We start from the raw sequence: 13,989 nt of genomic DNA, 5'->3' as shown, positions 1-13,989 counted from the left end.
CTACTTGCCGGAAACCCGGGTGATCGCCCCATCGAAGGCGATCACCTCGGCCGGCCTGCGGGAGCCCTTGGCGGGCACCTCGGCGGCGTACTGGTGGGTCTCGATGATCCGCATCTCCTTGGCCATCGCCGGCTGCTCGGCGGCCCAGCGCGCGTCCTGCGGGATCGCGATCCAGGGCGCGCTGGGCAGCTTGGCGCTCAGCGTGGTGGTGCGGGTCATCGCGTACTGGACGAAACCGCCGCCGTCGCGGGTGCGCAGCCCGAACACCGGCGACTTGGTCGCGCCGAAGATCGAGTCGAAGTTGAGCCCGTCGTGCCTGGCCTGCTGCTTGCGCTCGGCGATCTCCGCGGAGTAGCCGGTGGTGTGCTCGCCCGGCGCGATCAGCGCCGCGGAGAAGCCCTGGGAGCCCTCCTCGGCCACCGTGGCATGCAGCGGGGCCATCAGCTGCGGGCTGATCTCCAGGCTCTCGTCACGCGTGGACAGCGCCGTGGCGTAGCCCTCGGCGTCGAGCGCCACCTCGGGCGGCTCGGCGCCGGAGTAGAGCAGTGTGGCGAAGCTGAGCTGCCAGCGCGACTCGTCGTTCTCCTTCATGAAGGTCAGCACGGCCGAGCGGGCGTCGTCCTCGCGCTCCCGCCCACCCGGGCCGTCGCGCCGTTCGACCACCGCGGTGAACCAGTAGGGGGCGCGGTCCAGGCGTGGTACGTAAAGGACCGGATCGCCCCAGCCGTAGCGGGGCGGCTCCATGTCGTTGGCCCGGTAGGCGGCGGTCGTGAGCGCGGCCTGGCCGTCGCGGACGATCTCCAGCGCCATCCGCAGCTCGCCGCCCGCCCGCAGCACGTCGTCGGTGGCCAGCAGGCGCGTCACCACCCGGCGGGCCTCCTCCAGCGTCACCACCGGGACGGGCGCCGTGCTCGCGGTGGCCGTGCCGCCGGGCGTGGCCGCGGGCGTGGTCGCCGCGACGGGGGAGGCTCCTCCCGCCTCCCGCCCTCCGGCCGAACACGCCGCCAGCACGACCGGCAGCAGCATCAGCGTGGCCACGAGCACCCGACGCCGCCCGTTCGCTCGCACCGATCGCCTCCCCCTTAGCCCGCCGCCTGCCCATGTTACGGCCTGCTCGTTGCCTGACAGGGGCTCTCGGTCGCGTACGCTTAACAACCGTGGCAGTAATCGATCCGTCAGAAGAGATCAACGAGCTCGTCGGCACCATGAAGGGCATCAAGGACGTGCTCGATCTCGACGGCATGCGCAGGCAGATCGAGGAGCTCGGCGAGCAGGCTGCCGCGCCCGACCTGTGGAACGACCCGGAGGCGGCCCAGCAGGTCACCAGCAGGCTCTCGCACCTCCAGGCCGAGTACAACCGGGTGGAGGGCCTGGCGGGGCGGCTCGACGACGTCGCCGTGCTGTACGAGCTGGCCGAGTCCGAAGACGACCCGGACACCCGCCAGGAGGCCGACCGGGAGCTGGCCGCGCTGCGCACGGAGGTCAGCGCGCTGGAGGTCCGCACGCTGCTGTCCGGCGAGTACGACTCGCGCCAGGCCCTGGTGACGATCAACTCCCAGGCGGGCGGGGTCGACGCCGCCGACTGGGCGGAGATGTTGCTGCGGATGTACATCAGGTGGGCCGAGGCCAAGGGCTACTCGACCGAGGTCTACGACACCTCCTACGCGGAGGAGGCGGGCATCAAGTCCGCCACGTTCGCGATCAAGTCGCCCTACGCGTACGGCACGCTGCGCGGCGAGCACGGCACCCACCGCCTGGTGCGGATCAGCCCCTTCGACAACCAGGGCAGGCGGCAGACCTCGTTCGCGGGCGTGGACATCGTCCCCGTGGTCGAGCAGACCGACCGCATCGAGATCAACGAAGAGGACCTGCGGGTCGACGTCTACCGCTCGTCGGGTCCCGGCGGCCAGGGCGTCAACACCACCGACTCCGCGGTGCGGCTCACCCACCTGCCGACCGGCATCGTGGTCTCCTGCCAGAACGAGCGCTCCCAGCTCCAGAACAAGGCCACCGCGATGGCGGTGCTGTCGGCCAAGCTGCTGGAGCGCAAGCGGCAGGAGGAGGCCGAGAAGATGGCCGAGCTGCGCGGGGAGTCCACCACCTCGTGGGGCACCCAGATCCGCAGCTACGTGCTGCACCCCTACCAGATGGTCAAGGACCTGCGCACCGGCGTGGAGGCGGGCAACCCGAGCGCCGTCCTGGACGGCGACCTCGACTCGTTCATCGAGGCGGAGATCCGCTGGATGCGCCGTCAGGAGTCCGGTAAGGGCGACTGAGCCCGCGGCGGGGTCAGCCGAGCACCAGCTCGCGCAGCCCCAGGGAGACGACCAGCAGCGCGATCAGGGCGGCCACGATGAGCGCCGGCGGAATGCCGCCGGGGCCGCGCCCGTGCAGCTCGTCCCTGATCGCGCGGCACTGCGGGCACCGGCCTTCGGCGACCGGCCCGGCGCACCGCGCGCAGATCAGATGATCGCAGCTCATGGTCTGCTCCCCTCCTTCATTGCCCTACCGATGCTATACGCGCAATCGTTTTGTTTCCGTTATGGACCTTCCATGCCAGTGTTCCCCCTAGACTGTGCCATGGCCAACCGGAACGTCGATCAAGGGTAAAGATCTACGCCCCCCGGCCGGCGAACGGCGGGATGTGGCCACTACCACCCCCGCGACCGTCCCGAACCCCTAGACTGACATGCCGTGATGCGCCCGTGATCCATTTCGATAACGTCACCAAGGTCTACGCGAACCAGAACCGCCCCGCCCTCGACCACATCAGCGTGGACGTGGACAAGGGGGAGTTCGTGTTCCTCGTCGGGCCCTCGGGGTCAGGCAAGTCGACGTTCCTCCGACTCGTCCTGAAGGAGGAGCGGCCCAACGCCGGGGCGATCCATGTCGCCGGCAAGGACCTCGCCCGCCTGTCCAACTTCAAGGTCCCGCACCTGCGCCGCCGTATCGGCTGCGTCTTCCAGGACTTCCGGCTGCTCCCCAACAAGAACGTGTACGAGAACGTCGCGTTCGCCCTGGAGGTGATCGGCAAGCCCCGGCGCTTCATCAGAAAGGTCGTTCCCGAGGTCGTCGAGCTGGTCGGCCTGGAGGGCAAGGCCCACCGGATGCCCGACGAGCTGTCCGGCGGTGAGCAGCAGCGGGTCGCGATGGCCCGCGCGTTCGTCAACCGCCCCATGATCCTCCTCGCCGACGAGCCCACCGGCAACATCGACCCGGCGACGAGCATCGGCATCATGAAGGTGCTCGACCGGATCAACAGGACCGGCACCACGGTCGTCATGGCCACACACGACGCGGCGATCGTCGACTCCATGCGCAAGCGCGTGGTAGAGCTGGAGGACGGCAAGATCGTCCGAGACCAGTCGCGCGGAGTGTACGGCCAGGCGTACTGACCAGCATCCTTAGACCGGACCAGGAGTTACAGGAAGAGCATGCGGGCGAATTTCATCTTTTCCGAGGTGTGGATCGGCCTTCGCCGCAACCTCACGATGACCGTCGCGGTCATCGTCACGGTGGCCATCGGCATGGCGCTGCTGGGCGTCGGACTGATGATCAACGCCCAGGTCTCCAACATGAAGACCTTCTGGGCCGACAAGGTGGAGATCTCGGCCTTCCTCTGCTCGAAGGACTCACCGTTCGAGGCGTGCAAGAACACCGGCGGCGTCACCGAGCAGGAGCGCGAGACGCTGCGCCAGCAGATCCAGGCGATGCCCGAGGTCCAGCAGGTCTACTACGAGGACGCCACCAAGGCGTACCAGAACTTCAAGGACCAGTACGGCGCCGACAGCGTGCTGGTCGCCGCCGTGAAGGTCGAGGACATGCCCGAGTCCTTCCGGGTCAAGGTGAAGAACCCGGAGAGCTACTCCGCCGTCATGGAGCGGATCAAGGGCGCGCCTGGCGTCTCCAACGTCGTGGACCAGAAGAAGATCCTGGAGATCTGGTTCTCGCTGCTGGAACGGCTGCGCTGGTCGGCGCTGGCGGTCGCGTTCATCCTGGTCTTCGCGGCGATCCTGCTGATCGGCAACACCGTGCGCCTGTCGGCCTACAACCGCCGCCGGGAGACCGGCATCATGCGCCTGGTCGGGGCCTCCAACCTCTACATCCAGCTCCCGTTCGTGATGGAGGGCATGATCGCCGGTCTGGTCGGCGGGGTGGTCGCGGCCACCCTGTTGATCATGTCCAAGGTCTTCCTGTTCGAGAGCGTCGGCCAGTACCTCGGCAGCAGCGCGCTGGGCTGGAACGACGTCGCCTGGGTGATCATGCTGACGATGGCCATCGGCGTGATCATCTGTGTGATGGCGTCGTTCGTCACGCTCCGCCGTTACCTCCGGGTCTGAGACCGGCCGGTAGGCTCGAAGGCATGCCACACGAGACCGGGCGCAAGACGATCGCCAGAAACAAACGCGCCCGCCACGACTTCCACATCGAAGACACCTTCGAGGCGGGCATGGTGCTGCGTGGCACGGAGGTCAAGTCCCTCCGGGCCGGTCGCGCATCGCTTTCGGAGGGGTACGCCACCGTCAAGGACGGCGAGATGTGGCTGATCAACGTCCACATCCCCGAATACTCCCAGGGGACGTGGACCAACCACGCGGCTCGCCGTACACGCAAGCTGCTGCTGCACCGCAAGGAGATCGACAAGCTCGCCGGCAAGACCAAGGAGGGCGGGCTGACGGTCGTGCCGCTGGAGCTGTACTTCAAGGACGGGAAGGCCAAGGTGGAGCTGGGGCTCGCCCGCGGCAAGAAGGACTGGGACAAGCGGCACGCGCTCGCCGAGAAGCAGGCGAAGCGGGAGATGGCCCGCGAGACGCGGCACAGGTACAGGTGACCGTGGCATCTGCCCTACCCGCCCGGACCCCGGTCAGGAAGACCGTCGCCGCGGCCCTGGCGCTCGCCGCCTCCGCCCCGCTGCTGTCCGGCTGTTTCGAGGAGCCCTCGGCGCACGACGCGGTACGCGACTTCCTGGTCGGCTGGCAGTCCGGCGACTACGAGATGGCCGCCCGCCGTACCGACGGCGACCCGGGGCACGTGGCAAAGGCCCTTGCGGAGGTACGCCTGCAGCTCGACGCGGCGTCCCTGCGCTTCCACCTCACCGGCGTGTCGCGGTCCGGCGACGCCTCGCAGGCCGGTTTCCGCGCCGAGGTCGACCTGGGGGAGAACAACCCGCTGTGGGTCTACCACGGCAAGCTGCCGCTGCACCTGGTGGACGGCGCCTGGAAGGTCCGCTGGTCGCCGAGTGTGCTGCACCCGCAGCTCAAGGAGGGACAGCGGTTCGCGGTCCCGCCGATTTCCGACAGCCGCCAGCCGGTGCTCGACCGCAACCGCGACGCGCTGCAACGCGACGCCGTTCTCTACGTCGCCGGGGTCACCCCGGCCCACCTGAAGGACCCCGAGCGGCTGTGCGAGGAGCTGGCGGAGGTGACCGGCTTCGCCCAGGACCGGCTGCTCAGCCGGATCCACTCGGCCCCGCCGAACGAGCTGGCGCCGCTGGTCACCTTCGGCCGCCGCAAGTACGCCGAGCTGCAGTCGCGCCTGAACGCCATCCAGGGCATCACCATCCGCCCGCAGAAACAGCCGGTCGACCCGGGCGCCCCCACGCAGATCGTCGGCCGGGTGAGCGCGATCACCCCGGAGACCGAGCAGCAGCTCGGCGGCCCGCAGCGGGCGGGCGACTCGGTGGGCCTGAGCGGGCTGCAGAAGGCGTACCAGGACCAGCTCACCGGCGCGACCGCGATCCGCGTGATCACCCTTGACCTGAAGACCGGCAAGGAGGTCGCCGAGCTGGCCAAGTGGGAGGGCCGCTCCAACGCCCCGGTCCAGACCACCATCGACGCCCGCCTCCAGGGGTCGGCCGAGGTCGCCGTGGCCAGCGCCAACAAGGCCGCGCTGGTCGCGGTCAAGGCGTCCACCGGCGAGGTCCTGGCGGTCGCCACCCAGCAGTTCCACCAGGAGAAGGACGCGCTGGGCGGGAAGTTCGCCGCGGGCAGCGTGTTCTCCATCGTGGCCGCCGACGCGCTGCTGCAGGCCGGGGTCACCGCCAAGCAGCGGCTGCCCTGCCCGTCCGAACGCACGGTGGGCGGCGCCCGGTTCCAGCAGACCGGCGGCTCCACCGGGGGCACGCCGACCTTCAAGGGCAGCCTGGCCAACGCCTGCGTCACCGCGCTGGCCGCGCTCGGCCGCCGGGTGGACGCCGGCACCCTGTCCGCCAGCGCCCGCAGCTTCGGCATCGGCAGCGACTGGCAACTGCCCCTGAAGTCCTTCTCCGGCTCGCTGCCCAGGCTCACCAGCAGCGCCGCCAGGGCCAAGGCCATCGTCGGCCAGAACATCAAGGTCAGCCCGCTGTCCATGGCGCTGATCGCGGGCGCGATCAAGAACGGCACCTGGCACCCGCCGGTCCTGGTCAAGCAGCCGGCCACCCCCGACCCGGCCGCCGAGACCCCACCGGTCCGCCAGCCCAACCCGATCAAGCTCGACCCCGCCCGCACCGACATGCTCAGGGGCCTCATGCGCGCCGGGGTCACCTCCGGCACCGCCGCCACGGCCAACGCCAACGGCCCGCAGGTGTACGGCATCAGCTCGTTCACCACGGGTGACCGCTCGTGGTTCATCGGCTACCAGGACGACGTGGCCGTCGCCGTACTGGCCGAGGGCAACGACCCGGCGGCCATCGCGGGGGCCTTCTTCCACGGCGTGCACAGCACGGCGTGACGCTACGAAAAAACGGAAGCACCCGGAGCAACCATCGGTGGTGCCGTTCGCGTCTTACTAGGTGACTGGGCACCGCTTGGGGGGTTGCGGGCTCAGTCGCCGTGATGGGACAAGGCTTCATCTCGGGGGAAGCCTTGCCGTCCGGACCGGCGCGACCCTGCCGGTCGGCCCCGGGAGCGCGTGCGTGCGTGCCGCGCTCCCGGGGCTTCGCGCCTCACGACCACAGCTCGAACGGCTCGTCGATCTCCTCCCCGGCCAGGAAGCCGGTGAGCAGCCCGGGCAGCCTGCCCGGATAGAACGCCTCCTGGCTCGCCACGACGTCGGCGACGGCCCACCAGCGGAAGCCGAAGTAGTCCTCCAGCTCGTAGTCCAGCCGCTCGGCCTCGTCCACGTCGGGCCCCGGCACGGCGAGCCGCACCTGCACCACGACCTCGTTCTGCACATGCCGCTTGTCCCGATGCCGGAACGACGCCCGCCGCCGCCAGCTCGGCGGCCCCACCTGCGCCGCCGCCACGACGATCCCCGTCTCCTCCCGCAACTCCCGCACCGCCGTCTCCACGAACGTCTCCCCAGGGTCCATCCCGCCCCCGGGAAGCTCCCACCACGTCCCCAGCTCGGGGTGCACCGGCTCACGCGTGTGGAACAGCAGGATCCGCTCCAGGGAGTCGCACACGACCAGGCGTACGGCGTCACGCTCGACGATCGGATAGTCCTGCGGAAGCTCGATCATGGCGGCCCCTGGACGATCGGGAATCATGTTGGCATGAAGGGTGTTGTAGAGGGTATCGTCAGATCACTCGGTGGGCCTGGACGGACACCGACAGCTTGACAACAGCACATGGGGGTGACCGGCTTCGACTTCGACCTTGCAAGGCAGTGGGAAGCGGGCCGAGGACTGCGGACATAACCTCGTTAATCCTGTGACCGCAAACAACAAGTGCCAATAAGAAGCACGCTGAGGTTTCCCAGGCCAGCCTGGGCCTCGCCGCCTAAGCAGCGAGTGACCTCTGCCGACTCGGGACCGCCTCCGGCCCGAGCCCGGCATCGCTAGGAGGCTCAACCGCCGACCCCGGCCACGGGGGTCGCGCGGGAAATCTCACAGTGGCTGAGCCCGTCGGCGACATGCCTGTGTGATCGCCGGGGCTGAGAAAATCTAAAGCAGGCTGCGCCCGGAGAAGCCCTGTTTTGGGGTTGAAGGACGCGGGTTCGATTCCCGCCACCTCCACATCTACGAACCGCCTCTGACCCACCCGGGTCAGGGGCGGTTCGTGTGCGGGGTCACACCATGGTCATACGCCCGCTCGGAGCGGGGACGTCAGCCCTCGCGTGTACCGGGCCGGCCCCCCGCGCCGCGCCACGTCCAGCCGCGGTACAAGCACGCCCTGGCCAGAGCATGTCCCCGAACACGTTGGTGGCTGTGCCGGCGGGCGGCGGCCAGGCCGACATCGGGACACAGTCCTTCGGTCAGCGGTTGAGCGCCTGTACGGGGGTGATCCCCGCGGCCTTGACGGCCGGGTACACGCCTGCGATCAGGCCGGTCAGGGTGCCGATGAGCGGTGCGGAGAAGACGAGGGCGGGCTCCATGACGGCGCTCCACTGCCTGGCCAGCGAGACCCCGGTGACGATGATGATGCCGGTGCAGGTGCCGAGCAGTCCGCCCGCGCTGCCGAGGAGGGAGCTTTCGATCAGGAACTGACCGGCGATGTGGTGGCGGCGCGCCCCGAGGGCGCGGCGCAGGCCGATCTCGGCGGTGCGCTCCATGACGGAGACCAGCGTCGTGTTGGCGATGCCGACGGCGCCGACGAGCAGGGAGACGCCGGCGAGGAGCAGGAACAGGCTTCCGAGGTCGCCCTCGACCCCCTGTCTGAGGGTCTGTGGGTCGGGAGGGACGATCACGGCGAGACGTTCAGGATCCTGCGGGCGCAGCGCCATCGCGGCCTGGGAGCCGATGAGCTGGGCGGCTCCCAGCCGGGTGTTGATGAGGATCTTACGCTGGGCGCCCTGGTCGCCCCACAGCCGTTCGGCGGTCTCGACGGGGACCATCAACCCGAGCAGGAAGTCGGGGTTCCTCGCGACGTCGTCGATGATGCCGATCACGGTCAGCGCGTGGTCGCCGACGAAAACGGCGGGGGCCCCGGCCGCGCTCGTGATCCCGAGCCTGCGGGCGGCGCCGATCCCCAGTACGGCCACGTCGTCGCCGCGGCGGGCGTGGCCGTCGTCGTACAGCCGCCCGGAGGAGACGGAGGCGCCGGCGGCGCGCAGCGCGGCGGGGGAGGCGGCGATCAGCGTGATCCCGTGCTCGCCCTCCTCGCCGGGCACTCGGCGCTCGGTGGTGCGGACGCGTAGCCTCTCGTCGGCCGCCGACCAGAAGACGCCCGCCTCGACGACGCCGTTGAGCCGTCGCAGACGGCCCTCGGCGTCGCGCGGGTAGGGCGGATCGAGCGTGTCGGGACGGCCGTCCTGGATGACCACCTCCGTGGCCTTGTACGCGTCGAATCTGCCGCTGATCTGCGCGGCGGCGGTACTGGTCAGGCCCAGTGTGGCCACGAACGCGCCGACTCCGAGCAGCGTGCCGAGCGCGGTCAGGAGCGATCGCGCCCTGCGCCGGACGATCCAGATCAGCGCCTCGTCGATCAGGTCGCGCGGGGCCACCCTGGAGCGGAGCGCGCCGTCGGCCCGGCCACGTGCGGAACGCGCCGGGCTCACGCCCGTGCCTCGGTCAGCAGTCCGTCGTGAATCTCGACCAGCCGCCGCGCCCGTTTGGCGACATCGTCTTCGTGGGTGACCACGACCACGGTGAGCCCGTCCCCGTTCAGTTCGTCGAGCAGGTCCAGGACCGTGCCCGTGGTGACGCTGTCCAGGCTGCCCGTCGGCTCGTCGCACAGCAGCAGGCTGGGCCGCTTGACGATGGCGCGGGCGATGGCGACGCGCTGCCGCTCACCGCCCGACAGCGTCGGCGGGAACGCGTCGAGCCGATGCGCGAGCCCGACCTTGGTCAGCGCCTCTGCGGCGCTGTCCCGGCGTCGGCGCGGGGGGACGCCCGAGTACAGCAGCGCGAGCTCGACGTTCTCAAGGCTGGTGCGGTACGACAACAGGTGGAACGCCTGGAAGACGAAGCCCAGCAGGTGATTGCGCACGCCTGTCCTGGCCGCCTCGGTCAGCCCGCCGACGTCGCTGCCTTCGAGCAGGTAGGTGCCGCCGCTCGGCGCGTCCAGCAGGCCCAGCAGGTTGAGCAGCGTGGACTTCCCCGAGCCGGACCGGCCGATGACCGCCACGTGGTCGCCCCGGGCGATGGTGAGGGAACACGGCTTGAGCGCCTCGACCGGCGGCGCGGCGTCGTAGGTACGGCTGACGTCACGCCACTCCACGACCGGCGTCATCCGGGCCGCTCCTGGCCGACCACGACCTCCTCGCCCGCGGCGAGTTTCGGCGAACCCGTCAGCTCGACGAATCCGTCCACTGCGAGTCCCAGTTCAACCGGCACTTCGCGTTTCGCGCCACCGGACGCAAGCACGGTCACGTGCGCATGGCCGTCGGCACGGGTCACCACCGACGCGAGCGGTACGACGAGCGCCTTGCGCCCGCTGCCTCCCGATTTCACGGCGACGCGCACGTCCCTGCCGCGCATGCTCAGCGGCAGGGAGCGATCGGTCTTCACGGTCACGACGTACGCGCCTTCGTCGGCGGAATCGCCCTGCGGCTCTTCGTCTTCGCCCCGTTTCGCCGTGGCCGGTGCCCGCTCCCGTACCGTGGTGACCCGTCCGGCATAGCGCTTGCCGAGGGCCTCGTCCTCGATCTCCACCCGATCGCCTGGCCGGACGTCCCGCTTGGCCTCCTGGCTCAGCGAGGCGGTCACGATCAGCCGGTCCCCGGCCAGGCGCAGCAGTTCGCCGTCCGCCTTGCCCCGAACCGCCGCCGACACGGCCGTCACCCTGGCGGGGAGCCGGTTGACGAATACCGCCTCGTTGACGCCGACGCGCACCCCGGCCGCCTCGGGCGTCGAGGCGTGGTCCCGCTCTGGGGCCGATGCCGCCGAGGGCTTGGGCGACCGTTCCGGTTGGGCGGTGGGCGCGGGGACGGTGGCGGTGTATCCCTTCGCCTGGTAGAAGCGCAGGACGGCCGCGCCGGTACGCGGGCCGAAGACGCCGGGACGGTCCCAGCTCGGATAGCCCAGCCGGGCCAGCGCCTGCTGCAACTGCCGCACGTCGCGCCCCTGCGCGCCGATCGTCAGGTCCCGGTACATCGGGATGCGCCCGCGGAAGACGAACACAGGGCGCTCGGCCACGTCCACGAGCGCCTGGCCTTCGCGTACCGTCCTTCCAAGCGCGACATGGACGCCGGTGATGACGGGACGGCCCTCCGCAGGCTCGCCTTCGACGCGGACGATCTCCTCTCGCTGTGCCTTGACCGTGCCACGGGTGACCGTACGGCGGACCAGCGCGCGGAACTCGACGGGGGCGGTGATGACCGAGGGCGGCGGGGGCGCGGCCCTGGCCGCCGCCTGCGATCGTGACTCGACCCGCGCGCCCAGCCACCAGGCTCCCGCCGCCAGTGCGATCGAAACCGCCGCCCACAGCGCCAGCGTGCGCCGCGCGGAAAAGACCCCCTTCGTCATTCCCGCACGACCTGCTTGGCGCGGCCGATGGCAGCGGTCAGCAGCTCACGATAGGCGAGGATGGCGCTCTCGCTCTTTCTCGCCTCCTGCGCCCAGTATTTCTGGTAAAGGTCGCGCACGGTCGCCGACAGCCGCACCCGGCGGTCGCATTCGGCGTCGGCAGTGGCGATGCGTAGCTCCTTCGCCCGCCGGGCGGCCCGCCCGGACGCCTCTTCTCCGGCCTTCTTCGCCTTTTCCAGCTCTGCCATCACGGCGTCGGTGGAGGCGTCGGGGCTGTCGTATCGATATCCCTTCGCCGCCATGCAGGTCCGCCACTCCGCGACCTTCGCCAGGTAGGCGGGATCTTTCGGTAGAAGGGCATGAACGCGCCCGCTCATCGTGTTCACTATAGAAGAACCGGTCAGCCAGGTCTTGAAGTCCCCGTAAAGCCTGGAGCGGGCCTCACCGATACATCCGTCGGCGTTCGCGGCCATCTCCCCGCCATCGGGAAGGGTCACCCGCACCGGCTCCTTCGTGCCGGACAACCGGGCCGTCCACGCACTTCGATCGTCGTCCGACCGGGTGTCGAGATAGTCCTGATTGGGATCATCCGGTTCGCCGCCGGACGATGGATCATCGAAGTTCGCACCGTATCCCACTCTGGACTTCAGTTCGAGATCGTCGCCTGTCAAGGTGTTGTCGACCGACTTCTCCTCGGTCGCGGGCAGCTTGTTCATCACATAGCGGAATCCGTGCCGGGTCATGCAGTCTGCGGTGATCTTCTCCTCGGCAGAGAACAGCAGCCGCCGATCTTCCCACGTGCCGCGCAGACTCGCCTCGGTGACCGACGAGCCTATCGGGCCGCTCTCATCGCCCGCCGCACCACCACCCTTTCCCTGCGTCCCACCAGAACAACCGACTACAAGGACGGTCACGACTCCTAACCCGCCGGCCAGCAGGCCAAACCCTCGCCCTTTCATCGTCGTATCCATAGGTATCCAATTCTATGATGAGGCCGCGCGCCGAGGTTGTATACGGCAATACATTCTGTTCGCTACAACAGCCGCAACGAACCTGGATGCCGATACATTAACAATTACCGGGCGGCCGAAAATCATGCCGATAGCCGGGGCCGCCACAACGGATCAGTTGAACCGGTGACGTGACCATGAGGAAATGACCGAGGGTGACGTGCCGATTTCCGGCCGGTTATGAACCTGCCGTCGCTGAGGAGAATCTCGGCGAGGAATGGTGGGTGGGCGTCCAGCGGAGTGGAATCACCGGTCGGGGTCACCTGCCGGGGCGTGGTCGCGGTGGCAGTTCTGCGCGGCGGTGAACCTTTTCAGCCTCAAGTTCCCTGGTGAGAGGCCGCGTGGCCAGGCGTTCATCGGGGGATCAGGCCCGGCCCCAGCCCGATGAAGACGCCTTTGACCGGGGCCAAGCGGCCGGCTGAAAGAAGTTCAATGTGCCGAGCCGTGGCGTCGGGGTCGACGATCGGCGATCGGTACGCCGTGGAAGGGCGGAGCCGGGCACCTGTGCATCGCCGTGCGCTCAGCGGCCACGGCCGGTTCTTTCGGATGGGCGCCCACCGGGCGCCATCCCGCCGACCTGGGGAGCGAAGGCCACGCTGAGCCGGGTTCTTCATAGGGCGCCTGGCGTGGTCGTCCAGCGCGACTCGATCACGCCGCCGGATGGCCCCCGGCATCCACGCAGGCGGTCGAAGGGCGACGGCAGCCGCTCGTGCGGCGATCAACGGTGTGCCGGTCGGTCCCTGTGGAGGGGCGCGCTTGCCGAGGCGCATTCGGCCGGGACATCGAGGTGGAGTTCGGCAGGGTACGCGACAGCGGCGCGTACTTCGTTGGGCGTAGCCGCATCGGTCGTCGATGGAACCGGGACACCGGCTGGAGACCCGGCGATTCCGCTGCCGATGACGTGATCACGTACGCGTCCGGTCACCTTGCGGATGTGCCGGTGTCACAGCGGTAATGCTTGATCTGCCCGCGGGCCCTCCCCCCCGAACCCCGCTCGTCGGCCCCTACTGCGCAGTACGGCGCGGCGTGGCGTCACAGCCTGCCCGGTGTACGACACCGTCCGGCCTGACCTGGCGCCATGGGCAGAGCCGCAGGTGGGAGGCCATGGGGTGGCGGGTTCGTCTCCCGCCGCCCCCATATTCAGCAAACCGCCTCTGACCTGCCAGGTCAGGGGCGGTTTCGTGGTTGGAGGGGGTCAGGCGCAGTCGGGGAGGTCGGCGGGGTCGGATTCGGAGAGGAGGGCGAGGGCGCGGTTCATGGCGGGTGGGACGTTGGTGAGGGTGGCCGTGCCGTTGCGGCAGAGGGTGGTCAGCATGCGGAGGCCGGCCATGTCGATGAACTCAAGCAGGCCGAGGTCGATGGTGATGGTGTCCTCGGCGCCGGCCTGGGTCAGGATCGGGGCTACCGCCGCGATGTTGGTCGCGTCGAGTTCGCCGACCAGGAGGGCCCGGCCGCCGCGTGGGGCCGGGGTGTAGGTGATGCGCAAGATGCCGTCCAGGTAGAGGACGGCGTCGATCGGCGGGGTCCATACGCGGCATGGACGGGTGTGCCGTGTGACGACCATGGTTATCCCCTTGCTCGCGGATGGATGCTCAACTGGCGGATGCCCAGCGTACGTCGGAACAACGATACACGAAAAGTCTTTCCGATATA

General features: G+C 69.4%; 13 protein-coding genes and 1 other RNA gene. 6 read left to right on the top strand and 8 right to left on the bottom strand.

The genetic code is table 11. The annotated features are described in order from the left end of the window. Positions 1–1,068: a hypothetical protein gene (locus DP939_RS26460; RefSeq protein ID WP_147268146.1), complete on the bottom strand. Its 1,068-nt coding sequence runs from the start codon at positions 1,066–1,068 to the stop codon at positions 1–3. An 89-nt stretch (positions 1,069–1,157) separates the two neighbouring features. On the opposite strand from DP939_RS26460, the gene prfB reads away from it, so the two are divergent. After that, the gene (prfB, locus tag DP939_RS26455) at positions 1,158–2,276 is read left to right on the top strand and encodes a peptide chain release factor 2 (RefSeq protein WP_113983483.1); all 1,119 of its coding nucleotides are present in this window, start codon (positions 1,158–1,160) and stop codon (positions 2,274–2,276) included. Positions 2,277–2,289: 13 nt separating this feature from the next. Here the strand turns inward: prfB and DP939_RS26450 are convergent, their stop codons facing one another. Further along, positions 2,290–2,481: a hypothetical protein gene (locus DP939_RS26450; protein WP_113983482.1), complete on the bottom strand. Its 192-nt coding sequence runs from the start codon at positions 2,479–2,481 to the stop codon at positions 2,290–2,292. Between the two features lie 224 nt (positions 2,482–2,705). On the opposite strand from DP939_RS26450, the gene ftsE reads away from it, so the two are divergent. From ftsE to DP939_RS26430, 4 genes are read left to right on the top strand one after another with little or no spacing between them, the layout of a single operon-like run. Beyond that, a complete protein-coding gene (gene ftsE / locus DP939_RS26445) occupies positions 2,706–3,395 on the top strand; it encodes a cell division ATP-binding protein FtsE (protein ID WP_111167030.1) in 690 nt (229 codons plus the stop codon). A 39-nt stretch (positions 3,396–3,434) separates the two neighbouring features. Then, the gene (gene ftsX / locus DP939_RS26440; RefSeq protein ID WP_113983481.1) at positions 3,435–4,340 is read left to right on the top strand and encodes a permease-like cell division protein FtsX; all 906 of its coding nucleotides are present in this window, start codon (positions 3,435–3,437) and stop codon (positions 4,338–4,340) included. A gap of 23 nt (positions 4,341–4,363) precedes the next feature. After that, positions 4,364–4,831 carry an SsrA-binding protein SmpB gene (gene smpB / locus DP939_RS26435; RefSeq protein WP_113983480.1) on the top strand — a complete coding sequence of 156 codons (468 nt, stop codon included), beginning with the start codon at positions 4,364–4,366 and terminating at the stop codon, positions 4,829–4,831. A 2-nt stretch (positions 4,832–4,833) separates the two neighbouring features. Then, complete coding sequence (locus tag DP939_RS26430; protein WP_113983630.1) at positions 4,834–6,711, top strand: penicillin-binding transpeptidase domain-containing protein; 1,878 nt, start codon at positions 4,834–4,836, stop codon at positions 6,709–6,711. Positions 6,712–6,925: 214 nt separating this feature from the next. On the opposite strand, the gene DP939_RS26425 is transcribed toward DP939_RS26430, so the two are convergent. After that, complete coding sequence (locus tag DP939_RS26425) at positions 6,926–7,441, bottom strand: NUDIX hydrolase (protein WP_199565424.1); 516 nt, start codon at positions 7,439–7,441, stop codon at positions 6,926–6,928. 110 nt (positions 7,442–7,551) lie between these two features. Between DP939_RS26425 and ssrA the strand changes: the two genes are divergently transcribed. Further along, positions 7,552–7,939: a transfer-messenger RNA gene (gene ssrA / locus DP939_RS26420) on the top strand. A 236-nt stretch (positions 7,940–8,175) separates the two neighbouring features. Here ssrA and DP939_RS26415 read toward each other — a convergent pair. From DP939_RS26415 to DP939_RS26395, 5 genes are all read right to left on the bottom strand, one after another. Then, positions 8,176–9,417 (bottom strand): ABC transporter permease, encoded by a 1,242-nt coding sequence (locus tag DP939_RS26415; protein ID WP_113983479.1) that lies wholly within the window; start codon positions 9,415–9,417, stop codon positions 8,176–8,178. Then, positions 9,414–10,091, bottom strand: a complete 678-nt coding sequence (locus DP939_RS26410) for an ABC transporter ATP-binding protein (RefSeq protein WP_113983478.1) — start codon at positions 10,089–10,091, stop codon at positions 9,414–9,416. The genes DP939_RS26415 and DP939_RS26410 overlap by 4 nt, the downstream gene beginning before the upstream one ends. Then, complete coding sequence (locus tag DP939_RS26405) at positions 10,088–11,326, bottom strand: peptidoglycan-binding domain-containing protein (RefSeq protein WP_113983477.1); 1,239 nt, start codon at positions 11,324–11,326, stop codon at positions 10,088–10,090. The genes DP939_RS26410 and DP939_RS26405 overlap by 4 nt, the downstream gene beginning before the upstream one ends. Next, the gene (locus tag DP939_RS26400) at positions 11,323–12,297 is read right to left on the bottom strand and encodes a hypothetical protein (protein ID WP_147268145.1); all 975 of its coding nucleotides are present in this window, start codon (positions 12,295–12,297) and stop codon (positions 11,323–11,325) included. The genes DP939_RS26405 and DP939_RS26400 overlap by 4 nt, the downstream gene beginning before the upstream one ends. A gap of 1,234 nt (positions 12,298–13,531) precedes the next feature. Beyond that, positions 13,532–13,900, bottom strand: a complete 369-nt coding sequence (locus DP939_RS26395; protein WP_113983475.1) for an STAS domain-containing protein — start codon at positions 13,898–13,900, stop codon at positions 13,532–13,534. Positions 13,901–13,989 lie beyond the last annotated feature (89 nt).

The sequence above is a fragment of the Spongiactinospora rosea genome, assembly GCF_003315795.1.
Classification (GTDB): domain Bacteria; phylum Actinomycetota; class Actinomycetes; order Streptosporangiales; family Streptosporangiaceae; genus Spongiactinospora; species Spongiactinospora rosea.
The sequence above is the reverse complement of the archived record's forward strand: the minus strand, read 5'-3'. Positions and strand labels throughout refer to the sequence as shown.